This is a genomic window from Congregibacter sp. (genome assembly GCF_045107095.1).
In the GTDB taxonomy this organism is placed as follows: Bacteria; Pseudomonadota; Gammaproteobacteria; order Pseudomonadales; family Halieaceae; genus Congregibacter.
Window position 1 is genome coordinate 1 of sequence record NZ_JBGCFU010000108.1, and the last position, 12,838, is coordinate 12,838.

12 protein-coding genes and 2 tRNA genes are annotated in these 12,838 nt (G+C 54.0%); 5 read left to right on the forward strand and 9 right to left on the reverse strand.

What is annotated here, in order from left to right; translation table 11 throughout:
* The coding region (locus tag AB8B76_RS13835) for an ABC transporter ATP-binding protein (protein ID WP_405273351.1) at positions 1–536 on the reverse strand (536 nt) is incomplete at its 3' end.
* Positions 537–717: 181 nt separating this feature from the next.
* Here AB8B76_RS13835 and AB8B76_RS13840 point away from each other — a divergent pair.
* The 3 genes from AB8B76_RS13840 to AB8B76_RS13850 all read left to right on the forward strand — a co-directional run bounded on the left by AB8B76_RS13840 (position 718) and on the right by AB8B76_RS13850 (position 1,516).
* Positions 718–1,098 (forward strand): PA2817 family protein, encoded by a 381-nt coding sequence (locus AB8B76_RS13840; RefSeq protein WP_405273353.1) that lies wholly within the window; start codon positions 718–720, stop codon positions 1,096–1,098.
* A gap of 180 nt (positions 1,099–1,278) precedes the next feature.
* Positions 1,279–1,354 (forward strand) — tRNA-Glu (locus AB8B76_RS13845).
* An 87-nt stretch (positions 1,355–1,441) separates the two neighbouring features.
* Positions 1,442–1,516, forward strand: a tRNA-Gly gene (locus AB8B76_RS13850).
* Between the two features lie 89 nt (positions 1,517–1,605).
* Here AB8B76_RS13850 and AB8B76_RS13855 read toward each other — a convergent pair.
* From AB8B76_RS13855 to AB8B76_RS13880, 6 genes are all read right to left on the reverse strand, one after another.
* Positions 1,606–3,324: a tetratricopeptide repeat protein gene (locus AB8B76_RS13855; RefSeq protein WP_405273355.1), complete on the reverse strand. Its 1,719-nt coding sequence runs from the start codon at positions 3,322–3,324 to the stop codon at positions 1,606–1,608.
* Between the two features lie 88 nt (positions 3,325–3,412).
* On the reverse strand, positions 3,413–3,694 hold the full coding sequence (locus AB8B76_RS13860; protein ID WP_405273357.1) for a putative quinol monooxygenase: 282 nt from the start codon (positions 3,692–3,694) through the stop codon (positions 3,413–3,415).
* Positions 3,695–3,725: 31 nt separating this feature from the next.
* Positions 3,726–5,252, reverse strand: a complete 1,527-nt coding sequence (locus tag AB8B76_RS13865) for a DUF1214 domain-containing protein (RefSeq protein WP_405273359.1) — start codon at positions 5,250–5,252, stop codon at positions 3,726–3,728.
* A 195-nt stretch (positions 5,253–5,447) separates the two neighbouring features.
* Positions 5,448–5,594, reverse strand: coding sequence for a hypothetical protein (locus AB8B76_RS13870; protein WP_405273361.1), 147 nt, complete (start codon positions 5,592–5,594; stop codon positions 5,448–5,450).
* A 410-nt stretch (positions 5,595–6,004) separates the two neighbouring features.
* Positions 6,005–6,970: an alpha/beta fold hydrolase gene (locus tag AB8B76_RS13875; protein ID WP_405273363.1), complete on the reverse strand. Its 966-nt coding sequence runs from the start codon at positions 6,968–6,970 to the stop codon at positions 6,005–6,007.
* Between the two features lie 41 nt (positions 6,971–7,011).
* Positions 7,012–8,475, reverse strand: a complete 1,464-nt coding sequence (locus AB8B76_RS13880) for an NAD(P)-binding protein (RefSeq protein ID WP_405273365.1) — start codon at positions 8,473–8,475, stop codon at positions 7,012–7,014.
* A gap of 425 nt (positions 8,476–8,900) precedes the next feature.
* Here AB8B76_RS13880 and AB8B76_RS13885 point away from each other — a divergent pair, with 425 nt between their 5' ends.
* Positions 8,901–9,623 carry an SAM-dependent methyltransferase gene (locus AB8B76_RS13885; RefSeq protein ID WP_405273367.1) on the forward strand — a complete coding sequence of 241 codons (723 nt, stop codon included), beginning with the start codon at positions 8,901–8,903 and terminating at the stop codon, positions 9,621–9,623.
* Between the two features lie 22 nt (positions 9,624–9,645).
* Here the strand turns inward: AB8B76_RS13885 and AB8B76_RS13890 are convergent, their stop codons facing one another.
* Positions 9,646–11,166, reverse strand: a complete 1,521-nt coding sequence (locus tag AB8B76_RS13890; protein WP_405273369.1) for a S10 family peptidase — start codon at positions 11,164–11,166, stop codon at positions 9,646–9,648.
* A 341-nt stretch (positions 11,167–11,507) separates the two neighbouring features.
* Here AB8B76_RS13890 and AB8B76_RS13895 point away from each other — a divergent pair, with 341 nt between their 5' ends.
* A complete protein-coding gene (locus tag AB8B76_RS13895) occupies positions 11,508–11,975 on the forward strand; it encodes a hypothetical protein (protein ID WP_405273371.1) in 468 nt (155 codons plus the stop codon).
* Positions 11,976–12,196: 221 nt separating this feature from the next.
* Here AB8B76_RS13895 and AB8B76_RS13900 read toward each other — a convergent pair whose 3' ends face one another.
* Positions 12,197–12,742, reverse strand: coding sequence for a hypothetical protein (locus AB8B76_RS13900; protein ID WP_405273373.1), 546 nt, complete (start codon positions 12,740–12,742; stop codon positions 12,197–12,199).
* Positions 12,743–12,838: the final 96 nt, after the last annotated feature.

Here is a 12,838-nt window from a genome sequence, read left to right on the forward strand (position 1 = left end):
CGCATCTCGATATCGACGCCCGCCGTAGGCTCATCAAGAATCAAGAGTTTGGGCTCATGCACAAGAGCGCGAGCAATCATTAGCCGTCGCTTCATACCGCCGGATAACATGCGACCCGACACGTCTTTTTTGTCCCAGAGGCCCAGCTCTCTGAGATATTTCTCCGCCCGCTCGCAAGCCAGAGCACGCGTTAGACCGTAGAACCCCGCCTGGTTCGTGACAATGTCGAACACCTTCTCGAACATGTTGAAGTTGAATTCTTGAGGCACGATGCCTATGAATTTCTTTGCCGCCGGGAAGTCCTCGTCAATATCGACTCCGTGTACCGCGACTCGTCCCGCGGTTTTACTCACTAATGAGCAAATAATACCGATGGTCGTGGACTTACCTGCGCCATTGGGGCCTAACAATGCAAAGAAGTCGCCCTGCTCTACTTCAAGGCTAATGCCTTTGAGCGCTTGAAAACCGTTGTCATAGGATTTTTCAAGGTTATCGATTTTTAGTGCTGGCGTGCTCCCAGCGATGGACTCTGGCATCCTGCCCTCGTTAATCTGATCAGTATGAAGCGGTCGATGGAACGGACTCAGGAGCAGACTGTTACGATCATCACTCGACGATCGATGTCGTGCTGCTACGCTGCCTCACCGGCGCGGCTTTTAGAGCGCGGCCAGTGTCAGCCTCCTATTGTAAACGCAACGAGCCTAGCGAGAAACGAAAATGAACGATACGGACTTCCATGCCGAGCAAATGGCGCTCTTTGAGTCCTTTAACCAGCGACTACAGGACTATGCGGCCTCTCCCGAGGGAGCAACCCTCGTCGAGCTTGCGCAGCAGTTTGACGTGCTTGCAGCCAATATGAGCCAGCTAATGGACGAAGCTCCGGGACTGATCTATCGCTTACTTACGATCGCACCACAGTTTGCACAGGAGTTTCCGCGAGACCTGCTGTGGTACCTCGGCCAGGAGTGCCTGCATTTCATGCCAGATGAGGAAATAAACCTGTTTACCGCGTTAGATGATCAGCGACGAGCTGCCGACAGTAGTGGACAGGAATTTAGCTGGTCAGAGGCGCGTGCCGCGGCAAAGGGACTGCAATAAGGCCTTTTTGGACAAAATTCAGCCAAAAAAACGACTAAAACCCGTCCAAAAGACCTCTATCAACCACGACACAAGCTCAAATCCTCTGAACGTCCATAAATGGCTCATCAAGAGGGCCTTTTTGCTTGACGATTATCAGCTCTCTCCATACAATGCGCGCCTCCTGACGAGGAGCGTAACGTCCCCTTCGTCTAGTGGCCTAGGACACCGCCCTTTCACGGCGGTAACAGGGGTTCGAACCCCCTAGGGGACGCCATTTTCACCCTACCGCTAGTTAAGGTAGGATATCGTCAGGGATCGGGGATTCGTTCCCTTCTTGGCCGCGGCATGCGGGACAAGATTTGCGGGTGTAGCTCAGGGGTAGAGCATTTCGTTGCCAACGAAAATGTCGACAGTTCAAATCTGTTCACCCGCTCCAAATTCAAAAAGACCAGTCAGCTGACTGGTCTTTTTTTTGCCTGCGTGAAAAGTATTGCAGGCGCAAAAACTCTTAGGGCGACGGCGGTCTCAGAGCACCGAAGACACGAGTTCTACATCTGCCCGCTTCCAAATGTTTGAGAAGCGCTTTTGCACCTCAGCGGCCTCTTGCTGTTTGCCCTGCGCTTCCAAACTCAGCGCCAAGCCATACAGCGACCATCCGTTACGGGGATACTGACTCAGATCTTTTCGGTACACCGCCTCTGCGGCAATAAAGTCTTCTTTCTCAAGCAAAGCGTGACCCAGAGATTGCCGCGTGGGGTAATACCAAAACGGTGGCTCGGTATACGGCAGCTGATCCTGCGCCGCCACGGCGACCTCATAAAACTCGATTGCCCCATCAAGATCGCCCTGTTGCTGCGCAAGCTCTCCAGACCCTAAAGCCATCGCAATAGCTAACACCTGACTCGCCGGGTAGTCATTGCCGTCAAGAAACCAAATTGACTCGTTATCCATCAGTGGCTCCATGGCAGCTAGTTCAGCCTCGGCGCCGTCGATATCGCCGCCCCGCGATAGAGCTACAGAACGCGCGTAATGCCAAATAGCCAGTGAGAACGGCAGATCGCCGGGTGGCTTGGGTTCGGCCAGAATCTCCTCCCAATGGGCAAAGCGCACCAAAGACAAAAGTGGCACTGTCTGAAAAAACTCCACCGTCGGAAACTGCTGAATTTGCTCCAGTCGAACATTCGACGCGACCTTACGCCCCGCCTCGATGGCCACAGCGCTGCGCCCTTCCATACTCGCTGAGGCCCAAAGGAAATGGATGTTATGGGGGTAATATAGCGCGGGGTAAAAACCCTGGGCGTTGCACTGTGCTATGTAGTCCTCGTCAACCTTGGCTGCACGCACGTTGGCCTCAGAGGCATCGTAGTAACGACCAATACGCCAATAGATGTGTGAGGGCATATGCACGAGGTGACCCGAACCGGGCACCAGGGTCGCCAGGCTATCTGCAGCCTTCTCTGCACGTCCCGGGTTTGAGGCAGCTTCTACCGCGTGAATATAGAGATGGAGCGTTAGCGGGTGCTGAGAGTTACGCGTCATCACAGTTTCTAAGGCATCGATAACCTCACGGGTTTCCGGCCTAGGGTTTTCGCCATCGAGCCAGTAGTTCCAAGGCATAGTATTCATCATGGCCTCGGCGAACATCGCTTGGACGTTGTCGTCATCGGGATACTTTGCCGCCACCTCTCGCATTGCATTGGCATAGGCTAAATCCAAGGGTTCGCGTTCACTCTCAGGATCGCCGTTATAACGCAGCGCCTGAGCTTCTATTAGGTCGCTCTCTTTCTCCGTGGCCGTCTTACTGAGTGATTGCGCCTTTTGGATCGCAGCAAAAGCTGCCTCACGATCCTGAGGCATCATTATCGCTTTGCCCTTACTCGTGACGTTGATATTGGGGCCAATGGCAAGAGCCTCGCCCCAAAAACACATGGCGCAGTCGGAATCCAATCGCTGGGCTGCGCGAAAGGCACGCACGCCCTCGGCGTGGTTGAAGCCCGCGGCCATCATCATTCCCTGATCGAAATACCGCTGAACGCCAGCCACGTTACTAGAGATCGGATAGGTGAAATCACCGAGTCCTTCAAGCAAAGGGGCACCGGCCCTGGCAACCAAATCGGCCGAGTCGAGACTGGCTGGAGCAGTGCCTCGCGTCGCCTCTGAAGCATCTGGGGGTGCGTCGCCCTGCTCTCGAGAACAGGCAACAAGAAGACAAACAAAGGTAAAACTAACGAGACCCTTGAACATGACAAGCTCTCTCTGCGCGACGGTGTCGCTTTATTGTTCTGAGCTTTGAGCTTAGTTCAGCCCCCAGAACTTAGCAAAGATAATGGCTCTAGCCGCCTGGGTCACCAACCGAAACCTGGTAGTGTCGCTGAGCCCGGTGGGTGACATTCGCCCATGTTGAATCTCGAAGACGTGATTGATGGGCGTCGAACGCATCGGCGCTTTCAAATTCTTCATAAACGTCAAACACACATGGCTCGTTTATTCTTTGAATGACCCGAAACTCAACACACCCAGGCTCTGCCTGAGTGAGAACGATATGCTTGGGAAGCTCGGTTAGAATCCCTTCAAGATCACTTTTCGGCACCTCAATATACCCTTGAAGAATCATCGCAGGGACCTCGTAGGAGTTACAGGGATAGTTACTGCCTCGAAATGTTTACGACGTCGTTCAGCATCCACGTCTTAAACCAGTCTTTCGATTCTGGACGGTACAGTCGAAATAGAAAGAACCAATCGTTAGCGTTTGTTTCACTATGTGTAGTCACCCAGTTGGCTTCAAAGCCTTTTGGCACTTCGTCTAGGCTCGGCGCGTAGTAGACATCCACAGATCCATCAGCGTTCTTAACCATCTTATCCAGGTCTTTAGTTGAAGCACCCACTCGGTCAACACCACGGTTAAAGTTCTTGGTTTCCATGTTGTAAACGATGGCAGACCAGAAGTCTTTTGCTGGCACATCGTTAGGCACATTGAGCCGATAGGTGTCCTCGCCGTTTAGTAAGTTGCCTTCGCTGTCTCGAAGTCCGGTGAGGTAAAAAGTCGCACCGCCCAGTTGGTTTGGCAGGAAGGTCACATAGAAGTACGAAGCTGCACGCTTGTCGATAAGAATTTCGTCGCCTTGTTCGAAAGGGAACCCCATCTGTGCTTGAGGGCCAAAGTTCCAGAATGACCACTCCGACATTTTCTCTCCGTCTTTCACCCAAAGAGGCGCGACAGTTTCACCCTCGGTTGTGAATTTCTTCTGCATATATGCATAGGCAAGCTCTAAACCTTCAAGAGCTGCCTTCTTCTGGATCGGCGTTGGACTAAACGTCTCCCCTTTCTTAATTCCGATGCTTTGTAACGTCGAGTAAATAGCACGATCTTTTTCGCGCACGGGGTTGTTCTGGACGACGTCGTTAATGTCTTCGATGAAGGTCATGTTGTAGTAAGGCAGACAGTCGTAAGGCAGCTCTGTCGCATCCAAATATTCAGTAGGTTCGATGTTTCCCTCAACGGCCTCGCTCAGTGAATATACTTTGATGCCTTTAGCGTGATCACCAGCGTCTTCGTGAGTAGCGCCGTTCAACAGCGTTGGACGAAACGAGTACGAGGCGTCGTGGCCGTCCATACCGGGAACGATGATGTACCCCTGAGCTTCGAGTTCTGCTTCCGTTCCGTGCTGACCGTCATAGTTAGGCGGGAGGAAGAGGTATCTTCCGCCCTTCCCTTCGTCGGCACCTTTAGAACCCACGTCAATCATTGGGACATGCCACGCTGAGATGAACGAACCAAAGTAATCAATCTTGTCGGTCATTGGCGGCACCACCACAACCTGCGCGCCTTGCTTGGTGGAGATCGAACCCCATGCATATGCAGTGGTGTCATTGGCGGTCAAAAAGCCCTTTTCAGACCCGAATGGCCTGGTTACGAAGTTAACCGTGCCGTAGTCCCCCCCTGCTCGCTTTGTGGCCTTGATAAAATCCACCTGGCCTACGGCCGGCATGTAATAAATCGCTGCCTGCGTGGCCCGCTGCACCATAATTTGATACTCGATGTCAGCGTGCTGCTTAGAGCGCGCCAGAATATCGCCCGTATCGTTAAAGTTTGGCCCTGTAGGGGTTACAGCCATAGAAGCGCCACTTGCAAGAGTCGCCGCAGCCGCCAGTGAAGTAAGCAATCTTTTCATGACATGTATCACTCTAGTAAAAAAGCATCCTAGCTAGGGGCGCAACCGATAAGAGCCCTTTGGAAAACATCATTCACGAATAGGCTGATCGATATCGCTGACCGTCTCAAGTGGTTTTGTCAAAAAAAGCGCGCTTTACGCTGAACTTTTATTATCGGCCCGAGACAAGCGTTGGCAGCAACTCAGCGAGAATGTCTATTCGTCCTTTTTTTGCCTTGAGGCGGCTATGGCTACGCCGATTGCTATGCCAATACCAATGCCTGCGCCAAGGTTATCCATCGCGATTCCGAGCCCTGCCCCAACAGCGGTCCCAATCGCGATGCCTGCGCCAAGTTTATTCATCTCCGATTTCCTTAAGGTGATTAGCGGTCGCCCGTCACTTTCGCTCCTGCAACATGACGAGCGTCTTTTGGTACTCATCCCGTAGTTTCTTGTTCAGGAAAACAACGTTGGTTTGCCAGTTATCCCTCATAGCCCGAGGGGTTGAGTACCGTTAAGAACAATGCAGAGCCTGTTATGTGCAACGCAGGCTGCACCAGTGCGGCGACACCGCCTAGCTTTTGTATTTCACTACTCACTTTTCGGCGCCACATTGAGGTTGAAAACGGAACTTGCTGAGATCATTGATCGTATTCCATTATGAGGTTAGCGCCGAGGAGTGAGCGCGCCAATAGTTCCGGATTACAAAAGTCGCGAACGCCGTGCTTACTTACGGCGCGGTGTGCCGCCCAACAACAAGGAGAACTAGGGGGCTATGCCAAGGAGCGCACAAAGCGCGCGAGAATGGCATTGGTTGCCTCCGGCGCCTCTTGTTGCAGCCAGTGGCCAGCCGCAGGAACAAGCTCGTTAACGCGCAGATCCACATAGCCCGGCTCCAGATCGGCGTACATATCCATACCGGTAATCATCGCGCGTACCGGATCGACTTCGCCGCCAATAAAGCAGGCCGGTTGAGCAAGTGGCACACCTACAGCTGCTTTGGATGCTTGGAAGTCCAGAGGCTGCGCTCGATAGCGATTAATGGGTCCGCGAAAACCACCTTCAGTAAATGCATCGACATAGACCTGTAGATCAGCATCGCTCATCCAGCCTGGCATGAGCTTGGGGTAAGCCATGCCATCCAAAAACTTGGAGTCCCTGGGTTTGTCGGGTGTAAAAGAGCCCGGCGGCGCATCTGCCGAGGCTGAGTAGTAAGTAGTGCGCAGTGCCTTTGGAATGTCCGCTTCAAATTCAGCTTCGGGCACATTGGCTTGCTGAAAATAGAGCATGTAGAAAAACCGCTCGGCAAACACCTGGCGTGCTACATCAAGCAGGAAAACATTACTGGCAGGGCGGAAGGGAATGCTCAATCCCGCAACTGCCGCCACCCGCTCCGGGTGTAACATTGCTGTCGAGTAAACAATAGGTGCGCCCCAATCGTGACCAAACAGGATTGCCGGCGAATCGGATAGTGCGTTTATGATCGCCGCAACGTCTCCTGCCAGCTCTGCCAGGGCGTAGGCCTCGACCGCGGTGGGTTTGTCACTACCGCCATAACCGCGAACATCTATAGCGGCAACGGTGTAGCCCTGAGCGGCAAAGTGACGCATTTGATGCCGCCAGGAGTACCAAAGCTCGGGCCAGCCGTGTACGCAGAGGATGAGCGGGCCCGAACCCTGAATCGCAACACGCAGATTGATGTCTCCGTTCTGGATTGTTCGAAATTCGACGTCACTCATACTGTTCACTCCGGTGTCACTCACAAGGTTGAGGTCAGCGCTTAGCTCGCCTCATGCACCCCTTTCGCCTGCGTACCCAATTTGATCAATGCGGGCATGCAGCGTTGAGCGGCCTCACGAAACTGCGCCAGTTTTGCGAGCTTGGGACTTTCCTTGGCCATTAGCCCCACGACCGTGCCAGTGGTGAGGTCCAGACGCGATTTGGCGAGAAAGCCCATGATACTGGGGTTCTGTGACCAAAGACCGCGATTCATCGTGTTGATCATCTGCGCATAGGCAAAGGTAGACGGCTTGTCGGTGAGAGGGCCCGGCGCAGACATCGCATTGCGCGCCTCATCATCCTCAAAGTTGGCTTCCATGAACGCTGCCAGGGCTGCGCTGAGAACGACCAGCGGTATCTGCATGGGTTGCAGCACGATCGTATCGCCGCGAAAGATTGGACCTGCATTATCGTTAACGGAAAACGGTACCGCAGACGCAGTGCAGTCAATAAACAGACTGCCTTCGGGTACGGACACTTCGTTGCCACCAAAGTGCAGTGCTCCCGACGACAAAGCTGTTATTCGACCCTCGCGGATAACGTTTTTCACCTGACGCAAGATCTCTATCTCGCCCCGAGAGATTATTGCGTAGTGAAACATCTGCGGTTCAACATGCGGGTCGATACGCAGGAAGTAGCCCTGATCGCCTAGAATTCGCATCATCTCGGCGCTATCTGCGCCGCGCTCCGCAGCCTCATGCGCTGCCTCCAGTGTCGCGATCTGCATGTCCATCACAGCTTCGAAAAAATCCTCCCCAGGCTGTACATGCTCACGGTTCCACAGCCAGCTCTCCCGTGGCCGCACCCAGCTAATGTTGTCCGCGTTCACGCCGGCCTGAATTAACCAGATGACGGTATCCATGGCGGTCTTACCCGCTCCTAGAACGACGTAGTTCTGCGGAAGGGATGTGGGGTTTCTCCAAAGGTTAGGTAGTTCTCCAGGAGGGACAATATGTATATCGTCCGTAGTATTGAAACTGCGCGTGTGAGTTGAAGGTACAGAGGTCTGATAAAACGTTGCATCGACGGTTTTACGGCGCACGCGAATTCTGGTTTCCTCGCCAGAGAGGATCTCCACAACACGCGACTCACCGCTGTCGGTTTTACCTCGATATTCGCTTAGGCGATGGTAAACCACACGACCCGACGGCAGCAGACGCATGTTCATGACTTTCTCAAAGTAGGCCAGAACTTCGGCACCGCTGGCCAGCGAGTGCAAGCCCTTGTTGGGGCCGTGATCGTCAACCTGCTCACTGGCAAATTCCTGAGAGTTCACACCGTAGGTTGCGCTCGGCTGGTGCAGAGCAACAAAGCCATAGGCATCATTCCAATGACCACCCGGCTTGGCATGTTTGTCTACGAAGGTGATATGGCAGTCGGGGTCTTGTTCGATAAGAGTATCGGCAAAGGCCAGACCAACCGCCCCTGCGCCAATGATCAGATAGTCTGTTCCGATTTCTTTCATGCAGCCGCTTCCATCTGTGAGGTTCGGTCACGCATGCCCCGCTGGGGAGCTCGAGTTTGCGATTTTCATGACGTAGCCAATCTAGCACAAAAAACATTTTGCGCCGTCACCGAAGACCCGGCTGTGAGAAAGCTTCGCCGCAGCAAAACGCCGCCTAATGCGGACAAAATTTAGAGTGTGGTGAGGAACCCTAGCTGATTCAACGTGAGTCTCAATCGCGCCATATTTGATGCAGACTTTCACATCTTCATTCTTTTGATTGGCGTGTCCAGGTGGGAACAGCCCGTGACGACGCCTCGAAACACCTCATAGCGATGGGTCTGTGAGGGCCAGATTGGGTGATCCCTAATTTCGCTTTCGGCCAGAAGTAATCATCCATCGGGGCTTTGGTATGGTGCATATGTTTAGTTCACGGTTGCAGAAACATGAGCCTATTCAACAGCCCTCTTAGCACCAACAAAGCCGACTATTTGATTGAATGCCTTGAGATCGACAATGGCGATGTGGTGTTAGACATCGGATGTGGTGACGGGGAGTTTCTAATCCGCCTGCTGGAAGCGTCCGATGTGCGCGGCATTGGAGTCGACATTAACGAAGCTTGTATCGATACAGCATCAACAAGAGCCTCGGAACGGCTTAGAAACGGCGCTGTAGAGTTTCGAAATAGCGATTTCTTGGAGCAATCGTTTGAAAGCAACTCCTTTGACGTTGTCATTTGCATCGGTTCATCCCACGTGTTTGGCAGTGGAGAGAAAGCTTATCCAGCCTGTATACATGCAGTGACACAGTTGCTCAGACCTGGTGGTCGAGCGCTTATTGGTGAGAGTTATTGGAAGCGCGCACCCGAGAGCGAGTATGTCGAGTTTATTGGCGAGCCTGTAGGTATCTATCAAGATCACCGCGGCAACGTCTCCGTCGCCGAGTCGCTTGGGTTAAACGCGGTATGTGCAGTGGTTTCTAGCGATGAAGAATGGGACGCGTTTGAGTGGAGCCACTATCGCCAAGCTCACAGGTACGCTTCCGAGAACCCAAACACCCCTGCAGCAAAACAACGCCTTGAACGCTCGCGCACATGGAGAGATGGCTACTTGCGTTGGGGACGAACCACAATGGGCTTCGGGTTCTATCTCCTCATCAACGGTACCTGAGGGGCTAGCCAAGGGCGATCAGTCATTTCTCGATAAACGCGGCCAGGTCGGCCTTGAAGCGCGGCATCGACTCCGGATGCACGTACATCATATGCCCAGCCTCGTACATCTTAAGGTCGAGGTTCGCGCGCAAGTGCTCAGGCAGATCCATGTGATCAATGAAGTGGCGCACCGACCCAAACGGGATGGCGAGGTCGAAGTAGCCCTGCTGAACGAGTACGCGCATATTGGGGTTCTGCTTCATGGCCAGTTCTAGGTCCACTGCGGTATTGGCAACTGGCTGCGTGCGGCTGCCGGGCACCTGGTGGCTCCAATCCCAAGAGCCGTACAAGCCAGCTGATGTCACGTACTCGCGCGTCGTCGTTACGCCTAGGGCGTTCCGGTAGTAGTCGTTGAAGGCGGCAACGAAGCCTGGACCGACGGATGGGAAGAATGGGTCGTAGTTTAACGTTGAGTCGTTGTGGTCGATGCCGTCGCCGACGAAGCGCGAGTCAATACGGCCGACCACCTGACGACGGTCGCGCAGCAGTTCTTTAGCGAAGTGCTGCTCGCCGATGCGCAGATTGGCCCGGTCCCAGTATTCTGCTGACACGCCGGTGAAGCGCTCCATGCCCGCAAGAACGTCCTGGCGCTCCGCGTCGGTGCCGCGGTTGCCCTTGAGCAAGTACGGAGCCAGTTTGCCGTAGGCGAAAGCGTCGGCCTCGGCCAAGAATCCCTTTAGGTCATCTGGGCGGTCTTCGATGGCACGGTGGTACCAGGCAGTCGCGGCGTAGGTGGTGAAGTAGGTCACCATTGGCAGGTCGTTACCAGGCCACGGATCGAACGTCGCCATGTCCATACCCGGCGAGACAAGGATCACGCCGTTGAGCGAGATGTTGTGCCGACGAAGCAGAGCGAGAGAAACTCCGCCGGACCGGATACCGCCGTAGCTCTCGCCGAGCAGGTACTTAGGCGACGCCCAGCGACCGTTTTCGGAGGTCCAGCGGGAGATAAACGCGGATACCGACTCGATGTCGTTGTCGACGCCCCAGAACTGTTCGCCCTCGGCCTCGCCGACGGGCCGCGAGAAGCCGGTACCGATCGGGTCGATCATTACGAGATCCGCCACGTCAATCACGCTGTACTCGTTGTTCACACGCCGGAAGGGCCCTACCGTGTTGAATGTAAGGTCCTCAACGACCACGCGCTGCGGGCCAAGGATCCCCATGTGCAGCCACATGGACGCGGAGCCAGGGCCGCCGTTGTAGGCGAACACCACCGGACGCTCATCCTGATTGCCGCCCTTGCGTACGTAGGAGGTATAGCCGAAGTGGGCGATCGGCTTCTCATCGTCGTCGAGCATCTCGAGCGTACCGGCAGTCGCCGTGTACTCGATGGTCGAGCCGCCAACACGGGCGCGATGTTCGGTGACGAAGTTCAGTGGTTCGGGGATCTCTGCATCGGCCGATTCGCCGCTCTCGTGGGCGTCGGCGAGGGCGAACGCAGGGATCGAGAACAGCAACATCAGCAGGCAGGCGCGAATGGCATGAATCGTGGACATCATGGTTTCTCCGAACGTAGGGCCCCGGGGCAGAGTCTGAGTAGCGGCCGAAGCCTAGCATCGCGTCCCCAGGGTTGCCAGCGCGAGCCCCGACGGTCGTCTTGGATGCCAGCCCACATGAGAGATAATGTCATGGGCTTAGGGTCGATCGCGGCCTAAAACGCGACCGCTCGCGGATGACCGCTCTTAGACGAAAGTGGGCTTGTGTCATGTCTCAGAACACCTCAAGGCGGACTTTAGCGCTGAGCAGAATCCTATGATTTTGAGTGCTGCTTTTGACCACTATCGTACGGCGCTGCGAGTTAGAGTCTATGCTTACGCGAACAATCATTGAGGGGTAAGAGATGAGGCTTTCCGAGATCAACGAGTATGTTCAAACTGGTGCTGCACTGGTTGCGATTGTCGGCATATTTTTACTCGGCTACGAAGTTCAACAAGCAAACCGTATTGCGGCGGTGTCGGCGAACCAGCTCAGAATTTCTGATGTGCAGGATATACATCGCGAGTTGGCTACTTCAGAAGACTTAGCTGAAATAATCGTGAAGTTTGATTCTGAAGGCATCGACTCATTAAGCCAGGTGGAGCTTTTCAGGGTACGCGCCTGGCATATGCTTATCTTGCGGGGAATGCAGGGACAGTACTACCAGTATCAGGAGGGGTTTTTAGATCGGGAGGTTGTAGATCGCACCCTCGAAGACATCTCACAAGGTATTTACGGAGAGTGGGAGCAGCTTGGCCTGCTTGACGCTATAGAAAATCTAGAATGGCTTCGTGAGATACAGCATTATCTTAAATCAGGGGGCCACTCATAGATGGGCGTCCCCTATCGGGCTGGCGATAGTCTTTAGGTTTTTCACTGCACGTTATCGACGCCCGGTTCGGATGAAAAGACTTCGTCGTATCCGATTGAAGCCAACGTCTCAAAATAGGCGGAATCGGTCGTCTATAGCAGGCAGCTTCCACCTTAAATCGCAAGGTCAGAGTGCGGCGGGCTCAACGCTTCCAAGGCGAGTAGTTGCCCAGAAACAACCGTTCAAAACTTTGGGCTTTTTACCCGGGGGGCGACTTCAGCCTTAATGCTTTCATAAGCTCTTCGGGCGCGCCCTGGTTCCCCCGCGAGGATTGCCTCGTCCACGATTTTCAGGAAATCAGCATCACCCGCAGCAGACCAGTCAGACCTGACTTGCCCCCACCAGGAACGTGCAAACTGGTTAGAGAAATAGATTGCACCAATGTTTTCTGCAACGTCAACGAATGGGCCGTCTACGAGCCCTGCGGCTCTGAAAGTCTGCGCAGTCAACATTTGATCGATAATGCCAGTGTAATACGCGTCCAGTCGGATGAACTCCTCCAAGGAAAGTTCTTCCGGAATCTCAATCGACTTGATGATTAACTCAGAAAAGGACTCATCTTGCCGAGCCTCATCAACGGTTCGCCAGCCAGCCGAGTACTCAAGTCGGACTTCCGCTGTCGCGATAGCGCTGGTTTGCTGCATCTCAAGCACAAGGAAACCGATGCTGATAATCACGCCAATATTGGCGGCTAAAGTAAGCAAGTGCGTTACTCGATCAGAACTCACGCGAAACTCCAGACTGCGTTCGAATTTTATCTGGAGCTTACGCACAGCTATAGTGACGCCGCAACTACTAAGGCAATTTTAGTGGTCAGTACGCTG

What these genes read in the sequence shown, in the direction of transcription:
- AB8B76_RS13840 (WP_405273353.1), top strand. Translation starts at nt 718, where the DNA reads ATGAACGATACGGACTTCCATGCCGAGCAAATGGCGCTCTTTGAGTCC.
- AB8B76_RS13855 (WP_405273355.1), bottom strand. Translation starts at nt 3,324, where the DNA reads ATGTTCAAGGGTCTCGTTAGTTTTACCTTTGTTTGTCTTCTTGTTGCC.
- AB8B76_RS13870 (WP_405273361.1), bottom strand. Translation starts at nt 5,594, where the DNA reads ATGAATAAACTTGGCGCAGGCATCGCGATTGGGACCGCTGTTGGGGCA.
- AB8B76_RS13880 (WP_405273365.1), bottom strand. Translation starts at nt 8,475, where the DNA reads ATGAAAGAAATCGGAACAGACTATCTGATCATTGGCGCAGGGGCGGTT.
- AB8B76_RS13885 (WP_405273367.1), top strand. Translation starts at nt 8,901, where the DNA reads ATGAGCCTATTCAACAGCCCTCTTAGCACCAACAAAGCCGACTATTTG.
- AB8B76_RS13895 (WP_405273371.1), top strand. Translation starts at nt 11,508, where the DNA reads ATGAGGCTTTCCGAGATCAACGAGTATGTTCAAACTGGTGCTGCACTG.
- AB8B76_RS13860 (WP_405273357.1), bottom strand. Translation starts at nt 3,694, where the DNA reads ATGATTCTTCAAGGGTATATTGAGGTGCCGAAAAGTGATCTTGAAGGG.
- AB8B76_RS13890 (WP_405273369.1), bottom strand. Translation starts at nt 11,166, where the DNA reads ATGATGTCCACGATTCATGCCATTCGCGCCTGCCTGCTGATGTTGCTG.
- AB8B76_RS13875 (WP_405273363.1), bottom strand. Translation starts at nt 6,970, where the DNA reads ATGAGTGACGTCGAATTTCGAACAATCCAGAACGGAGACATCAATCTG.
- AB8B76_RS13865 (WP_405273359.1), bottom strand. Translation starts at nt 5,252, where the DNA reads ATGAAAAGATTGCTTACTTCACTGGCGGCTGCGGCGACTCTTGCAAGT.